We start from the raw sequence: 14210 nt of genomic DNA, 5'->3' as shown, positions 1-14210 counted from the left end.
AACGTCGCGCACAGCACCCCGATCAGCTGCGTCGACCCGGGCACCTACTGGAAGACCCCGCTGCCCGACCCGGACGCCCCGCAGGCCCGCGAGCACTCCGGCCCGCAGCGCGTTGAGCCGTTGTTCGAGCGGGACACCCGACGACCGGCGCAGTTCGGGAGCACTCGGTTCAGGAGTGCGATCGACCATTTCCGAAGTAGTCACATTTCCAGACATTAACCGGAACGAATGGGGACGACAATCAAGGAAAGTCTTCCCTAATCTCCGCGAACCAGAACGCACACAGGGCAGGCTCCCCTAGAAAAGGAAAGGCTTCACTACCCTTCTCGAGCAGCGCCTAACCTGGCGGAAACACAGCCTCCATTGCAGCCATTTTAGCTGGCCATAAGCCATATGGCCGAGAAAGTCCGACTACCCATCTGCGAAAAGTCGATGCCCGAAACGGACGAATTCGCCGCCCGCACGACCGAATGTTCCGGCGACGAATCACAACCCCCGAAACTTCGGTCGCTCAACCATGTGATGAAGCCGACTCGATCACGCACGACGCCGAACTCGGATGGCCACCGACGGGCACTCGCCCACGCCTACCGGGACGACCCGACCCGCCCCCGCTCCTCCGGCTCCAGGACGAAGTCGTACCCGCCGATCCGGCCGGGCCGCACGCTGACGCGGTCCACGGCAGGCCGGCGCCCCGGCGCGGAAGCAACAACGGTCACGTACTGCCCGGGCAGGTCGTGCACCTCGTACTCCCCCGACCCGCCGGCCACCAGGTGCGCCAGCTGGACCCCGCTCGCATCCGTCACAGTGACGATCGCCCCGCTCACCGGCTCACCGCCGACATCCCGAACGGTCCCGGCGAGCGTGTGGTGGTACCGCGGCTTCGGGGCCTCGATGGCGGGGTCGACGACGACATCGCTGTCGTCCTCGTGCTCGTAGGTACCCGCGGTGGTGACCACTTCCGGGTCCGACACGCGCTTCCGCCTGGCCCGCACCTGGTTGACCACCACCAGCAGGATCCCCAGCGCCCACCACGCGCACAGCCCGAGGACCGCGGGCAGGGCCCCGGCACCGTTGAAGTACAAGATCCCGCGCATCGAGTCCACGGCCTGCCCCAGCGGCAAGAACCGGTGCAGGGACTGGAAGAACGTCGGCACCAGCTCCTTCGGGATGGCCCCGCTGCTGGAAGGCATGCTCAGCAGCACGAACGTCCCCATGGCCACTCCGGGGATGAACTGCTTGACGTAGGGCACCAACCCGAACGTCGGCCAGGCGACCGCCTGCGTGAGCAGGAAGCCGATGAGGATCAGGACCGGCTCGGGGTGGATGACGTCCATCGACCACGCGGCGAGGTAGCAGACGATCGCCCCGAAGGCCCCGACCCCGACGAGCGCGAGCAGCTTCTGCCGAGTGCTCAGCGCGGCCCGCAGCAACATCATCACGGTGATGTAGGGCGGGATGTTCAGCGCCAGCAGGCAGTAGAACAGCCCGGTGCCCATCACATCACCGGGCGCCGACGGGGCCAGGTCGGTCATCACCAGGTGCTGCCCGGTGGCCGAAGCGACCGGGGTGAACATCTGCTGCAGCACCATCAGCAGCGCCGAGCCGTTCGCCTTGGCGTAGAACAGCTCCCCGTGCGCCGGGTCGTAAGCGGCGACGGCATCGCGATGCGTGATCGCGTCCCGCGCCCCCTGCACGTCGGGCACCGCCGCGACGTCCACCCCACCAGGCATCTTCTGCTCGAAAGCGGCCCCGAGCTGGTGCGCGGCCTGCTCGCCGACGACCGCGACGGGCATGTTGTGCGGCGCCGGGGCGTGGAACGGCAGCAGGTAGCAGACCATGAACCCGACGATGAAGAACATCGGGAACCACAGCGCCGATGCCAGGGTGCGCACCAGCGATGTCGGCTGTGCCTCGGTCAAGGGAACTCCTCGCGAGCAGGGCGGGGGCGCAACGCTGCACTCGGTTCGGATCGCCCGGCGCGATCGGCGCCGCGGGCGAGAACTACCCCGGGATTGACTGTTAGCGACACTAACTTATTTCTGCAGTCCGTGCAAAAATGCAGGTGTGCAACATCGGCGACTCGAAAGGAACGGACGAACCGGATGACCGACACCACGGCCGACACGACCTGCGGGCTGCGCGAGCGGAAGAAGCGCGCCACCCGGCAGGCGCTGCAGCACGCAGCCATCCGGCTGTTCCTGGAGCGCGGGGTCGAAGCGGTCACCGTGGAGGACATCTGCACCCGCGCCGAGGTGTCCCCGCGCACCTTCTTCAACTACTTCACGGCCAAGGAAGAAGTCCTGGTGCCGTGGAACTCCGACATCGTGGCGCGCACCGCCCAGGCCGTGCTGGCCCAGCCCGCCGACCACTCGCCGATCCGGGTGGCGCACACCGTCCTCGGTTCCGCGATCGACAGCGCCATGGCGGCCCCGACCTGGCGCGACCAGGCCCAGGTGCTGCGCGCCCACCCCGAGCTGATGCCCCGGGTCGTGCTCGCCTCCCGAGCGCTCGAGGCAGCGCTGGCCGACGGGCTGGCGCAACGGCTCGGCCGCGACCGCGACGACCTCTACATCCGGCTCCTGGCGAGCACCGCCATCACGGCGATGCGCACGTCCATCCAGTCCTGGCACCAGGCGGGTCCGGAGGTCGACCCGCACGAGTTCCTGGACCGGGCGTTCGACCTGCTAGGCAGTGGGATGCCACCCGACTGACCGGCCGCACCTTGCGAGAGGACCACGATGCCCGACCCCGCGCTGCCCACCGACCCCGACGCCGCCCGCCGCCTCGTCGCAGAACGCCTCGACCAGTTCCCCACCACCGACATCCCGCTGCTGAACCGCCGGTCAGCAGCAGTGGCGGTCGCGCTGGCCAGCGAGGGCGGAGAACTCGGCGTCTGGGTGACCCGGCGCTCCTCGACGCTGCGCGCGCACGCGGGTCAGTTCGCGCTGCCCGGCGGCCGGGTGGACCCGGGCGAGAACGCGGTCCAGGCAGCTCTGCGCGAGATGCGGGAAGAGCTCGGCGTGTCCGCCGCCGAGCACGACGTCCTCGGCCGGTTGGACGACTACGCGACGCGCTCCGGCTACGTGATCACGCCGATCGTGGTGTGGATCGGCGAGGCCCCGCAGCTGGCGCCCAACCCCGACGAAGTGGCCTGCGTCGACCTGGTTCCGCTGGCGGACCTGGACGTCGCGCCCCGGTTCGTGCAGATCGCCGAGTCGGACCGCCCGGTGATCCAGCTGCCGCTGCTGGACACGCTCATCCACGCGCCGACAGCCGCCGTGCTGCACCAGTTCCGCGAGGTCGTGCTGCACGACCGGCACACCAGGGTGGCCGATCTGGAGCAGCCGCTGTTCGCCTGGCGGTGACCGCACGGGCGTAGCCTGGACCTGGAGGGAGATCCGGGAGCTTCCATGCGGCGCGAGTTGCTGCGCGCGGTGTTCGCCGCAGCTCTGATCGTGCTCGCGGTGCTCGGCGGAGTTGCGTGCAGCCCGTCCCAGCCACCGCGTGCCGGAACTCCTCCTGCGCCACCACCGGGCGGCGCACCAGCAGCCCCTTCCGCACCGGTGCTCGCGGTGAAGATCGACAACGTGCCGGAGGCCCGGCCGCCGGTGGGCATCGGTGCCGCGAACCTGGTCTACGTCGAACCGGTCGAGGGCGGCTACAGCCGCCTGCTGGGGATCTTCGCCGGCCAGCTACCGCCCCTGATCGGCCCGGTCCGCAGCGCGCGGGAGACCGACGCCGAGCTGCTCCCCCAGTTCGGCCACCCGACCCTGGCCTTCTCCGGTGCAGCGCCTGAACTGATCCCCCTGATCGACTCCGCGCCGCTGACGGACGCCTCCGACTCCAACCAGCCCGCCGCCTACTCCCGGGACAACGCGCGTCCGGTCCCGCACAACCTGTTCCTCGATCCGGCCAAGCTGCCGCCCGGCGCGGACTGGCCCGCCCAGAACCGCCCGACCGTCGGGCCCCCGCCCGCCGGCGGCACCCCGACCGACCACTACGAGGTCCACTTCCCCTCGGCCTCGGTGGAGTTCTACTGGGATCCGCCGACCCAGCGGTGGCTGGTGTCGATGGACGGCGCGCCCTACGCCGCGGTCGACACCGGCCGCCTCGGCGCGCCGACCGTGGTGATCCAGCGGGTGCACGAACGCGAATCCGCCATCCACGACGTTGCGGGCAACCCTTCCCCGATCGCCGAGACCGTCGGCAGCGGCGCGGTCGTGGTGCTGCGCGACGGGCGCGCTTTCGACGGCACCTGGTCCCGCACCGCGCCGGATGCCGGGACGACGTACACCGGCCCGTCGGGCGAGCCGCTGCCGGTCGGGACCGGCCAGGTGTGGATCGTGCTCAGCCCGTGAAGGAGGCGACGTGGCCCTGGTCAGGTTGTTCCTGTGCGGCGACGTGATGCCCGGTCGCGGGGTGGACCAGATCCTGCCGCACCCCGGTGATCCCGACCTGCACGAGCTCTACCTGCACGATGCGCGCAGCTACGTCGCGGCCGCCGAAGCGCTCAACGGACCCATCCGCCGCCCGGTCGGATATGCCTGGCCGTGGGGCAGCGCGCTGCGGGCCATCGAGGAGGCCGCCCCGGACGTGCGGGTGATCAACCTCGAGTCCAGCATCACCCGCGACGACCACTTCGCCGCCCGCAAGGGCGTGCACTACCGGATGAACCCGGCCAACGTGGACTGCTTGCGCGCGGGCCACCCGGACGTGTGCAGCCTGGCCAACAACCACGTGCTGGACTTCGGCCGCCGCGGTCTGACCGACACGCTCGACGCGCTGTCCGCCGCCGGGTTGCGCTGGGTCGGTGCGGGCCGCGACGTCACCGAAGCGCACCGCCCGGCGCTGGTCGGCACGCCGCACGGCCGGGTCGCGGTGTTCGGTTGCGGCGCCGCTTCCAGCGGGATCCCCGGCGGCTGGGCGGCGACCGCGCAGCGCTCGGGCGTCAACTACCTGCCGGACCTCTCCGACCGGCGGGCCGCCGAGCTCACCGCGGAGATCCGCGAGCGCACCAGGCCCGGCGACATCGTGGTGGTCTCGCTGCACTGGGGTACCAACTGGCGGTACCACGTGGACGAGGACCAGATCCGCTTCGCGCACCGCCTGATCGACGGCGGGGTGCACGTGGTGCACGGCCACTCCTCCCACCACCCGCGCCCGATCGAGATCTACCGCGGTCGCCTGATCCTCTACGGCTGCGGCGACTTCATCGACGACTACGAGGGGATCCCCGGCTACGAGAGCTACCGGGACGACCTCCGCCTGCTGTTCTTCGCCTCCCTGACCCCCGCCGGCGACCTGGCCGAACTGCGCATGCTGCCGATGCAGTCCCGCCGCATGCGCCTGCACCCGGCCTCCGCCCCCGACACCGCGTGGCTCCGCGACACCCTGACCGACATCAGCGCCGACTTCGGCACCACCGTCTCCGTCTCCGGCGGAGCGCTCCTGGCCCACCACCGGTAAGTCCGAAGTGGACCGTCCGGTCAGCTCTCGTGGCCCGAGGTAGAACGGGACCATGCGCGCGATCATCCTCGGCTCGACCGGTGCGGGCCCCACCTGGCTGGAACGGCACGACGTCGAGCCCCCGCAACCGGAGGAGAACGAGGTCGTCGTCGAGGTCCGCGCTGCTGCGCTGAACCACGCCGACCTCGACGAACTGGCCGGCACCTACGCCTCGGACCAGCGTCGCCAGGACCGCCCGCACATCGTCGGCTCGGACCTCGCCGGAGTCGTCACCTCTGTCGGCGGTGCGGTGTCCGGAGTGCAGACCGGCGACCGCGTGATGGCGATGGTCGAGGGCGCCTTCGCCGACCAGGTCGCGTTCGACCACCGCCTCGCGCTCCCCGTCCCCGACGCGCTCGACTGGCCGGCAGCCGCTGCGCTGCCCTCTGCGCTGATGACGGAGTACGACGCCCTGCTCGGCCAGGGGCAGCTCGCCGCCGGCCAGGACGTGCTGATCACGGCCGCGACTTCCGGCGTCGGCCTGATCGCACTGGACATCGCGCGATGGGCGGGAGCGAACCAGGTCTTCGCGACGACCACGAGCCCGCAGAAGGAACTCCTGCTCACCGCGCGCGGCGCGCGAGCGGTCAACACCCGCGGCGAAGACCTCGCCGGAACCGTGCTCGCCGCCACCGGCGGCAGGGGCGTCGATCTCGTCATCGACCACGTCGGCGGCGCTCTCCTCGACGCGTGCATCGCAGCCACCCGCATCGGCGGCGCGGTCGTGCAGGTCGGCCGGGCGGCCGGCCCGGTGTCGACGATCGACGTGGACCGGCTCGCCCACCGCCGCGTCCACCTGATCGGCACCACCTTCCGAACCCGCGGCACCCACGACCGGGCCCGCATCGCCGAAGCGATCCGCACCCGCCTCCTCCCCGCAGTGGCCGACCGCCGGATCCGCCCGCACGTGCACGAAGTCCTCCCGGCGGCACGAGCGGAAAATGCCCGCGAAGCACTGGCGAAACCGACCTCAGCAGGCAAGATCGTCCTCGACTTCCGCTGACCGGGGCGCGGCGATCGCGCGGCTCCGCGGAATTCTCGGTTAAGGTGATCTTTCTCAGCGCCGTGGGAGGGGATGCGCACCGATGCCCAAGTTCAGCTGGCACACCTGTCCCGTGCCCGAGGGCCTGCCGGTGCGGCAGGTGTACGGGTTCCTGTTCGTCCCCGACGGCCGGGTGCTGCTGCGGTTGGACGGCAGGAAGCACACCTTGCCCGGCGGGCGGCCCGAGCCCGGCGAGGTCGAGTACTCCGACATCCTGCGGCGGGAGACCATGGAAGAGGTCACCCTCGACATCGACGAGCCGCACTACCTGGGATACCAGTGCGTGGACGACGGGATCTCGCCGTACGCGCAGGTGCGGATGGCCGCCGTGATCAGCGGGGTGCACCCGCCCGCGCCCGATCCGGACAGCGGCCGGACCTACCGGCGGCTCCTGGTGCATCCCGGCAAGGCCGGCGACCTGCTGGCCTGGGGCGAGACCGGATACCTGCAGGCGACCGCCGCGGCGGAGGCCGCGATCGGGGTGTTCGGGCTGCCCTCCGACGGGCTGCCCGACACCGGCGAGCTCTGACGCCGCACACCTGAACAGCTCCGCGAAAGCACCCGCGACCGGGCATCGGCGCGGGTGCTTTCTTCTGCCCGCGAAGTGCGGAAAACCTTGACCTGGCTCATCGCCGCGGCATATCGTTCGCATTAAGCACACGTGTTCACTATGCGCACAGACGAGGAGTGGTCGGGGTGGCACGCATCCTGCAGCTCGACGAGGCGATCGCGGAGCTCGTCCACGACGGCGACTCGATCGCCCTGGAGGGCTTCACGCACCTGATCCCGGTCGCCGCCGGGCACGAGATCATCCGGCAGGGACGCCGCGATCTCACCCTGATCCGGATGACCCCCGACATCGTGTACGACCAGCTCATCGGCGCCGGGTGCGCGCGCAAGCTGGTCTTCTCGTGGGGCGGCAACCCGGGCGTCGGCTCGCTGCACCGGTTCCGCGACGCCATCCAGAACTCCTGGCCGGTTCCGCTGGAGATCGAGGAGCACAGCCACGCCGGGATGGCCAACCGCTACGCGGCAGGCGCCTCCGGGCTGCCCTTCGCCGTGCTGCGCGGCTACCGCGGCACCGACCTGCCCGCGCAGACCGACACCATCAAGCCGATCGAGTGCCCGTTCACCGGGGAGCAGCTGACCGCCGTGCCCGCGCTCAACCCGGACGTCGGCATCATCCACGCGCAGCAGGCCGACCGGGCGGGCAACGTGCAGATGTGGGGCATCACCGGCGTGCAGAAGGAGACGGTGCTGGCCTCGAAGCGCTCGCTGGTCACCGTCGAGGAGATCGTCGACGAGCTGACCCCGCGCCCCGGCGCCGTCGTGCTGCCGCAGTGGGTGGTCACCGCCGTCGCCGAGGTCCCGGGTGGCGCGAGCCCGTCTTACGCGCAGGGTTATTACGAGCGCGACAACGCCTACTACCAGCAGTGGGATCCGATCGGCCGGGACCGGGAGAAGTTCGCGAACTGGCTGGAGACCGAGGTCCAGCGCGAGAGGAGCGGTCGATGACCACCGAGTACACCGCTGACGAGATGATGACCGTCGGGGCGGCCCGGTCGCTGCGCGACGGTGCGGCCTGCTTCGTCGGCATCGGCCTGCCCAGCACCGCCGCCAACCTCGCGCGGCGCACGCACGCACCGGACCTGGTGCTGATCTACGAGTCCGGCACGCTCGGCGCCAAGCCCGACCGGCTGCCGCTGTCCATCGGCGACGGCGTGCTGGCCGACACCGCGGACTCGGTGATCAGCGTGCCGGAGATCTTCAACTACTGGCTGCAGCCCGGCCGCATCGACGTCGGCTTCCTCGGTGGCGCGCAGGTGGACCGGTTCGGCAACATCAACACCACCGTGATCGGCGGCGACTACGCCGACCCGAAGGTGCGGCTGCCCGGTGCCGGCGGTGCGCCGGAGATCGCAGCGTCCTGCCAGGAGGTGCTCATCGTGATGCGGATGAGCCCGCGCAGCTTCGTCGACGAGCTCGACTTCGTCACCTCCGTCGGCTACGGCACCGGCAAGGGCGACCGGGAAGCGCTCGGGCTGCGCGGCCGGGGCCCGGTCAAGGTGATCACCGACCTGGGCGTGCTGGAACCCGACCCGGAGACCTGCGAACTCACCCTCACCCAGCTCAGCCCGGGTGCGACGGTCGAGCAGGCGCAGGCCGCCGTCGGATGGCCGCTGAAGGCCGTCGCGCAGCCCACCGAGCTGGCGCCGCCGAGCGAGACCGAGCTGGCGGTGCTGCGGGAGCTGAAGGCCACCATCGAAGGCGCGAAGTGAGCGGCGCCCGCCGCTCGGAGCACGAGGAGCAGCGATGACCACCTACGAAAGCCGGTCGCCAGCCGGGCTGGTGCTGCCCAGCTACGGGCACGACGAGCAATCCCACCCGGCGCTGGACACCCCCGAGTACCGCTCGTCGGCGCTGCGCCACCCCAAGCAGCCGCTGCAGTACCTGCCGCACTACCTGACCGAGATCACCGGTCCGCTGCTGGGGCAGGACCGCTGCGCGGAGCACGACCACGACCTGACGGTCCAGCACGGCGGGGAACCGCTGGGCGAGCGGATCATCGTCAGCGGCCGGGTGCTGGACTCCGACGGCAAGCCGGTGCCCAACACGCTGGTGGAGATCTGGCAGGCCAACTCGGCGGGCCGCTACCGGCACCAGGGCGACCGGCACCCGGCGCCGCTGGACCCGAACTTCTCCGGGACCGGCCGGTGCATGACCGACGCCGACGGCAACTACCGGTTCATCACCATCAAGCCCGGCGCCTACCCGTGGAAGAACCACGACAACGCCTGGCGCCCGGCGCACATCCACTTCTCGCTGTTCGGGCAGGCGTTCACCCAGCGGCTGATCACCCAGATGTACTTCCCGGGCGACCCGCTGTTCCACCAGGACCCGATCTTCAACTCGGTGCGCGACGAGCAGGCGCGCGAGCGGATGATCTCCCGCTTCGACCTGGACACGACGGTGCCGGAGTGGGCGCTGAGCTACAAGTGGGACATCGTGCTGCGCGGATCGCAGGCGACCGTGTTCGAGGACGAAGAGGACGAGGAGGACGACGATTGAGCCGCGCCCCGCGCAAACGGACCTCAGGGGAACGTGACGCAACCCGGCCACAAGAAACCGCAAGACGCGAGTTCGCCTCCGGACGCGACCACCACTGTGAATCGCGGAGAGGCGGAAAGGACGACTGATGGGTGCTTCGACTCCCCCGGCCACGACGCCGTCGCAGACCGTCGGCCCGTTCTACGCCCTGCCCGGCGGGATCCTGTGGGCCGACGGCCCGGAGGTCGTCGCCGACGGCACGCCCGGCTCGTTCCTGCTGCGCGGTCGGCTCCTCGACGGCAACGGCGACCCGATCCCGGACGGCGTGCTCGAGATCTGGCAGGCCGATGCGCAGGGCCGCTTCGACCACCCCGACGATCCGCGCCCGGAATCCTCGTCCTGGCAGGGCTTCGGCCGCTGCCCCACCGACACCGACGGCGAGTTCTGGTTCCGCACCGTCAAACCCGGCCCGCTGCCGACGCCGACCGGGGAGACCGAGGCGCCGCACATCAACGTGACGGTGCTGGCGCGCGGCATGCTCAACCGGGTGGTGACCCGCGTCTATTTCCCGGACGAGGAGCACGCCAACGCCGCCGATCCGGTCCTGTCCGCAGTGGATCCGGCGCGCCGGGGCACGCTGCTGGCGACCCCGGACGACCAGGGCTACCGCTTCGACATCCGGATCCAGGGCGATGACGAAACCGTATTCTTCGCGATCTGACGGCCTGTTCGGGCCGATGTTCAGCACTCCTGCGGCCACCGAGCGGACCTCCGCCGCGGCCTGGCTGCAGGCGATGCTGGACTTCGAGTCGGCGCTGGCCGCGGCGCAGGCCGAAGCCGGGATCGTCCCGGTCACCGCCGCCGAGGAGATCGCCCGGCACTGCCGGGTGGAGCTGTTCGACGTCGACTCGATCGCCGAGCGCGCGGTGTCCTCGGCGACGCCGGTGATCGCGCTGGTGCGCGACCTCACCGCGTTGCTGGACGCCGACGCCAAACCGCACGTGCACCGGGGCGCGACCAGCCAGGACGTGATCGACACCGCCGCGATGCTGATCGCGCGCGATGTCCTGGGCCTGATCATCGACGATCTGCGCGCGGCGGCGGACGAGTGCGCACGCCTCGCCCGGCAGCACCGGGACACGGTGATGATCGCCCGCTCGCTGTTGCAGCAAGCGCTGCCGACGACGTTCGGCAGCCGCTGCGCGAGTTGGCTGACCTCGCTCGACGAGGCGATCACCGCCCTGGAGCGGATCCGCCGGGAGCGGTTGGCCGTGCAATTCGGCGGAGCGGCGGGGACTTTGGCCGCGCTGGGCACCGGTGGTGTCCGGGTGGTCGGGCTGCTCGCTGCCGAGCTGGGGCTGGCCGAACCGGTGGTGCCCTGGCACACCGACCGCACTCGCATCGCCGAGCTGGCCGGGACGCTGGGCACGGCTGCCGGGGCACTCGGCAAGATCGCCCTGGACGTCGAGCTGCACGCGCAGACCGAGATCGGTGAACTCGCCGAAGGCAAGGCAGGCGGTTCATCGGCCATGCCGCACAAGCAGAACCCGGTGTCCGCGGTGCTGATCACCGCCGCATCCCGCCGGGTGCCCGGCCTGGTCTCGACGCTGCTGTCGGCGATGCCGCAGGAGTACGAGCGCGCCGCCGGAGCTTGGCAGTCCGAGTGGGAACCGCTGGCCGAACTGCTGCGCCTGCTGGCCGCCGCTGCCGCGGGCACCCGGCAGCTGCTCGCCGGACTGCGGGTCCATCCCGAGAAGATGGCGGCCAACCTCGACCTGACCCGCGGCCTGGTGATGGCCGAAAGCGCGGCGGGCAGGCTGATGGATGCGCTCGGCCGCACCGAAGCGCAGGAACTGGTCGGACGGCTGTGCCGCCGCGCCGTGCAGGACGGCACGACGCTGCGCGCCGAGCTGCTGGCCGACCAGCAGGTTCGGAAGGTGCTGTCCGAGGACGAGGTCGTCGCGGCCACCGAACCGGCCGATTACCTCGGCTCCGCACCCGCATTCGTCGACCGCGCGCTGACCGCGCACGCGGAATTGGAGGACCGGTGAACGTCAACTACGAGCTGACCGGGCCCGACGGCGCCCCGGTCGTGGTGCTGTCCAACTCGCTGGGCACCGACCTGACGCTGTGGGACGACCAGGTTCCCGCGCTGGAGCGGGAGTTCCAGGTGCTGCGCTACGACCAGCGCGGCCACGGGGCCACCCCGGGCAGGCCCGGCCCGTACACGCTCAAGCAGCTCGGCGGGGACGTGCTCGCGCTGCTGGACACCTTGGGCGTCCGCAAGGCGCACTTCGCCGGGGTGTCGCTGGGCGGCATGACCGGCATGTGGCTGGCCGAGAACGCCCCGGAGCGCATCGACCGGCTCGCCCTGATCTGCACCTCCGCCGACCTCGGCCCGGCGTCGATGTGGCGGGACCGCGCCGCGACGGTGCGCGAGAAGGGCACTGCGGTGATGGTGGAGCCGTCGCTGCCGAAGTGGTTCACCCCGGCGCTGGCCGAACGGGACGACATCGTCGCCAAGTTCGGCGGTGTGCTCGCCGCCGCGGACGACGAGGGCTACGCGGGGTGCTGCGAAGCCATCGCGGACATGGACCTGCTGGACGGGCTCGGCGGGATCACCGCGCCCACGCTGGTCATCGCCGGTGCTGAAGACCCCGCCACTCCCCCGTCGCACGCCGAGCAGATCGCCGCCGGCATCCCGGGCGCCCGCGTGGAGGTGCTGTCCCCGGCCGCGCACCTGGCCAACGCCGAGCAGCCGGACGAGGTCAACCGGCTGCTGCTCGAGCACTTCACGAGGAGCCTGTGATGCCCGACCGCCTCGACGACGAAACCCGCCGCGCGCAGGGCATGGGCGTGCGCCGGGAGGTGCTCGGCGACGAGCACGTGGACCGCGCCAACTCCAAGATCACGCCGTTCACCGAGGGCTTCCAGGACTTCATCACCCGCTACGCCTGGGGTGAGCTGTGGAGCGGCGACGGGGTCGACCGGCAGACCCGGAGCATGCTGACCCTGGCGATCCTGGCCGCGGTGGGCTGCGAGGACGAGTTCGCCATGCACGTCAAGGCCGCGCGCCGCAACGGGGTACCGCCGGAGCACATCCGCGAGGTGCTGATGCACGTGGCGGTCTACGCCGGGGTGCCCCGCGCCAACAGCGCCTTCGCGATCGCCAATACGATCCTGGGTGACGAGAAGTCCGACTGAGCAGGGGGAAGCATGGAGTCCGCGTCCGAGACGAGCAGCGGTTACGTGCAGTCGCTGGCGCGTGGGCTCATGGTGATCCGCGCTTTCGACGAGTCCAAGCCCGAGATGACGCTGTCGGAGGTCGCCCGCGCGACGGACTTGTCGCGCGCGGCGGCCCGGCGGTTCCTGCACACCTTGGTGCACCTGGGCTACGTGTGGACCGACGGCCGGGTGTTCGCGCTGACCCCGCGGGTGCTGGAGCTCGGTTTCGCCTACCTGTCCAGCATTTCGCTGCCGGAGATCGCCCAGCCCTACCTCGAGCGCCTGGTCGCCGAGGTGCACGAGTCGGCGTCGGTGTCCGTGCTGGACGGTCCGGACATCGTCTACGTGGCGCGCGTGCCCACCTCGCGGATCATGACCGTGTCGATCAACATCGGCACCCGGTTCCCGGCCTACGCCACCTCGATGGGCCGGGTCCTGCTGGCCGACCTGCCACCGGCCGAACTGGACGTCTACCTGTCCGAAGTGGACCTGGCGCCGCTGGGACCGCACACCATCACCACTCCCGACGAGTTCCGGGAGGAGCTGGCGCGCATCCGCGAGCAGGGTTGGGCGCTGGTGGACCAGGAGCTGGAGGCCGGGCTGCGGTCGATCGCCGCGCCGATCCGGGACCGGTCGAACAAGGTGGTGGCGGCGGTGAACATCTCCTCGCACGCCACCCGCACCAGCCCGGAGGACGCCCGCACCCACCTCCTGCCGCCGCTGCTGAACACCGCATCGCGCATCGCAGCCGACCTCTCCGTGGCCCCGGCGTCCCGCGCGGTGTCGCGCTGATTCAGCCGAGTTCCTGGCGCCAAGCGCTGCTGTAGAAGCTGCGGATGTGCCGCTCGACCTGCACTTCTGCTTCGGCGGAATCTCGGGCGACCAGAGCTTGGTAGATCTGGCGGTGGTCGTGGCGCAGCCCGTCGGCGACCGGGGACCACTCGTCGCCGAGGTCGTCGAAGGCTTCGCGCAGGGGTCCGCGCAGCGATTCCCGGATCGCGATCGTCATGTCCGCGACCAGCCGGTTCCCGCCGGCTTCGGCGATGGCGACGTGGAACCGGGTGTCCAGGTCGCTGAACCGGTCCCGGTCGCAGTCCGGTGAGTCCATCTCGTCCAGCATCGCGCCCAGCTCGTCCAGTTCGGCCTCGGTGGCGCGCTGGGCGGCGTTGCGCGCGCTCTCGCGCTCCAGCATGATCCGCGCCCGCACGACGTCGGCCATCGGGAAGTTCGCCAGCGCCACGTGCAGCCGGAGCAGCCTGGTCAGGGCCTGGCTGGGCAGCGCCGCGACCGTCGTGCCGGAATCCGGGCCGGTGCCCACCGCCATCCGCAGCACGCCCTGCGCTTCCAGCGCGCGGAACGCCTCGCGCACCGCCGCGCGGCTCACACC

The 14210-nt window shown here is 71.0% G+C and carries 16 protein-coding genes and 1 pseudogene; 14 read left to right on the top strand and 3 right to left on the bottom strand.

Features of this window, described 5'->3' with window-relative positions; all coding sequences use genetic code 11:
• Positions 1–204, bottom strand: a pseudogene (locus ABTZ89_RS23865) (hypothetical protein); the annotation flags it as partial.
• A gap of 383 nt (positions 205–587) precedes the next feature.
• Entirely contained in the window at positions 588–1922 is a 1335-nt protein-coding gene (locus ABTZ89_RS23860; protein WP_270949915.1) for a carboxypeptidase regulatory-like domain-containing protein, read from the bottom strand.
• Positions 1923–2105: 183 nt separating this feature from the next.
• Between ABTZ89_RS23860 and ABTZ89_RS23855 the strand changes: the two genes are divergently transcribed.
• The 14 genes from ABTZ89_RS23855 to ABTZ89_RS23790 all read left to right on the top strand — a co-directional run bounded on the left by ABTZ89_RS23855 (position 2106) and on the right by ABTZ89_RS23790 (position 13615).
• Positions 2106–2714, top strand: coding sequence for a TetR/AcrR family transcriptional regulator (locus tag ABTZ89_RS23855; protein WP_351048391.1), 609 nt, complete (start codon positions 2106–2108; stop codon positions 2712–2714).
• 27 nt (positions 2715–2741) lie between these two features.
• A complete protein-coding gene (locus ABTZ89_RS23850) occupies positions 2742–3368 on the top strand; it encodes an NUDIX hydrolase (protein WP_351048388.1) in 627 nt (208 codons plus the stop codon).
• A gap of 45 nt (positions 3369–3413) precedes the next feature.
• Entirely contained in the window at positions 3414–4361 is a 948-nt protein-coding gene (locus ABTZ89_RS23845; protein ID WP_351048385.1) for a DUF3048 domain-containing protein, read from the top strand.
• Positions 4362–4371: 10 nt separating this feature from the next.
• Positions 4372–5469 carry a CapA family protein gene (locus ABTZ89_RS23840; protein WP_270949920.1) on the top strand — a complete coding sequence of 366 codons (1098 nt, stop codon included), beginning with the start codon at positions 4372–4374 and terminating at the stop codon, positions 5467–5469.
• A 52-nt stretch (positions 5470–5521) separates the two neighbouring features.
• Positions 5522–6511 (top strand): quinone oxidoreductase family protein, encoded by a 990-nt coding sequence (locus ABTZ89_RS23835; RefSeq protein WP_351048382.1) that lies wholly within the window; start codon positions 5522–5524, stop codon positions 6509–6511.
• 82 nt (positions 6512–6593) lie between these two features.
• The gene (locus ABTZ89_RS23830; RefSeq protein ID WP_351048380.1) at positions 6594–7079 is read left to right on the top strand and encodes an NUDIX domain-containing protein; all 486 of its coding nucleotides are present in this window, start codon (positions 6594–6596) and stop codon (positions 7077–7079) included.
• A 167-nt stretch (positions 7080–7246) separates the two neighbouring features.
• Complete coding sequence (locus ABTZ89_RS23825) at positions 7247–8065, top strand: CoA transferase subunit A (RefSeq protein ID WP_270949923.1); 819 nt, start codon at positions 7247–7249, stop codon at positions 8063–8065.
• Positions 8062–8829, top strand: a complete 768-nt coding sequence (locus ABTZ89_RS23820) for a CoA-transferase subunit beta (protein WP_270949924.1) — start codon at positions 8062–8064, stop codon at positions 8827–8829. The genes ABTZ89_RS23825 and ABTZ89_RS23820 overlap by 4 nt, the downstream gene beginning before the upstream one ends.
• A 34-nt stretch (positions 8830–8863) precedes the next feature.
• Entirely contained in the window at positions 8864–9619 is a 756-nt protein-coding gene (gene pcaH / locus ABTZ89_RS23815) for a protocatechuate 3,4-dioxygenase subunit beta (protein ID WP_270949925.1), read from the top strand.
• Positions 9620–9746: 127 nt separating this feature from the next.
• Positions 9747–10319, top strand: coding sequence for a protocatechuate 3,4-dioxygenase subunit alpha (gene pcaG / locus ABTZ89_RS23810; RefSeq protein ID WP_351048376.1), 573 nt, complete (start codon positions 9747–9749; stop codon positions 10317–10319).
• Between the two features lie 16 nt (positions 10320–10335).
• Positions 10336–11649, top strand: coding sequence for a 3-carboxy-cis,cis-muconate cycloisomerase (gene pcaB / locus ABTZ89_RS23805; protein WP_351048373.1), 1314 nt, complete (start codon positions 10336–10338; stop codon positions 11647–11649).
• The gene (gene pcaD / locus ABTZ89_RS23800; protein WP_351048371.1) at positions 11646–12407 is read left to right on the top strand and encodes a 3-oxoadipate enol-lactonase; all 762 of its coding nucleotides are present in this window, start codon (positions 11646–11648) and stop codon (positions 12405–12407) included. The genes pcaB and pcaD overlap by 4 nt, the downstream gene beginning before the upstream one ends.
• On the top strand, positions 12407–12802 hold the full coding sequence (gene pcaC, locus ABTZ89_RS23795; protein WP_270949929.1) for a 4-carboxymuconolactone decarboxylase: 396 nt from the start codon (positions 12407–12409) through the stop codon (positions 12800–12802). The genes pcaD and pcaC overlap by 1 nt, the downstream gene beginning before the upstream one ends.
• 12 nt (positions 12803–12814) lie before the next feature.
• Positions 12815–13615 (top strand): IclR family transcriptional regulator, encoded by an 801-nt coding sequence (locus tag ABTZ89_RS23790; RefSeq protein ID WP_270949930.1) that lies wholly within the window; start codon positions 12815–12817, stop codon positions 13613–13615.
• Position 13616: 1 nt separating this feature from the next.
• On the opposite strand, the gene ABTZ89_RS23785 is transcribed toward ABTZ89_RS23790, so the two are convergent.
• Positions 13617–14210 (bottom strand): FadR/GntR family transcriptional regulator (locus tag ABTZ89_RS23785; RefSeq protein ID WP_351048366.1); only part of this gene is annotated, 594 nt, incomplete at its 5' end.

This window comes from Saccharopolyspora sp. NPDC002686, assembly GCF_040295745.1.
GTDB lineage: Bacteria > Actinomycetota > Actinomycetes > Mycobacteriales > Pseudonocardiaceae > Saccharopolyspora > Saccharopolyspora oryzae.
Note: the sequence above shows the minus strand (reverse complement) of the source record. Positions and strands in the feature narration are given on the sequence as shown.

Coding starts and splice junctions, on each gene's coding strand:
- ABTZ89_RS23855 (WP_351048391.1), top strand. CDS start 2,106: ATGACCGACACCACGGCCGACACGACCTGCGGGCTGCGCGAGCGGAAG.
- ABTZ89_RS23850 (WP_351048388.1), top strand. CDS start 2,742: ATGCCCGACCCCGCGCTGCCCACCGACCCCGACGCCGCCCGCCGCCTC.
- ABTZ89_RS23845 (WP_351048385.1), top strand. CDS start 3,414: ATGCGGCGCGAGTTGCTGCGCGCGGTGTTCGCCGCAGCTCTGATCGTG.
- ABTZ89_RS23835 (WP_351048382.1), top strand. CDS start 5,522: ATGCGCGCGATCATCCTCGGCTCGACCGGTGCGGGCCCCACCTGGCTG.
- ABTZ89_RS23830 (WP_351048380.1), top strand. CDS start 6,594: ATGCCCAAGTTCAGCTGGCACACCTGTCCCGTGCCCGAGGGCCTGCCG.
- ABTZ89_RS23820 (WP_270949924.1), top strand. CDS start 8,062: ATGACCACCGAGTACACCGCTGACGAGATGATGACCGTCGGGGCGGCC.
- pcaH (WP_270949925.1), top strand. CDS start 8,864: ATGACCACCTACGAAAGCCGGTCGCCAGCCGGGCTGGTGCTGCCCAGC.
- pcaG (WP_351048376.1), top strand. CDS start 9,747: ATGGGTGCTTCGACTCCCCCGGCCACGACGCCGTCGCAGACCGTCGGC.
- pcaB (WP_351048373.1), top strand. CDS start 10,336: ATGTTCAGCACTCCTGCGGCCACCGAGCGGACCTCCGCCGCGGCCTGG.
- pcaC (WP_270949929.1), top strand. CDS start 12,407: ATGCCCGACCGCCTCGACGACGAAACCCGCCGCGCGCAGGGCATGGGC.
- ABTZ89_RS23790 (WP_270949930.1), top strand. CDS start 12,815: ATGGAGTCCGCGTCCGAGACGAGCAGCGGTTACGTGCAGTCGCTGGCG.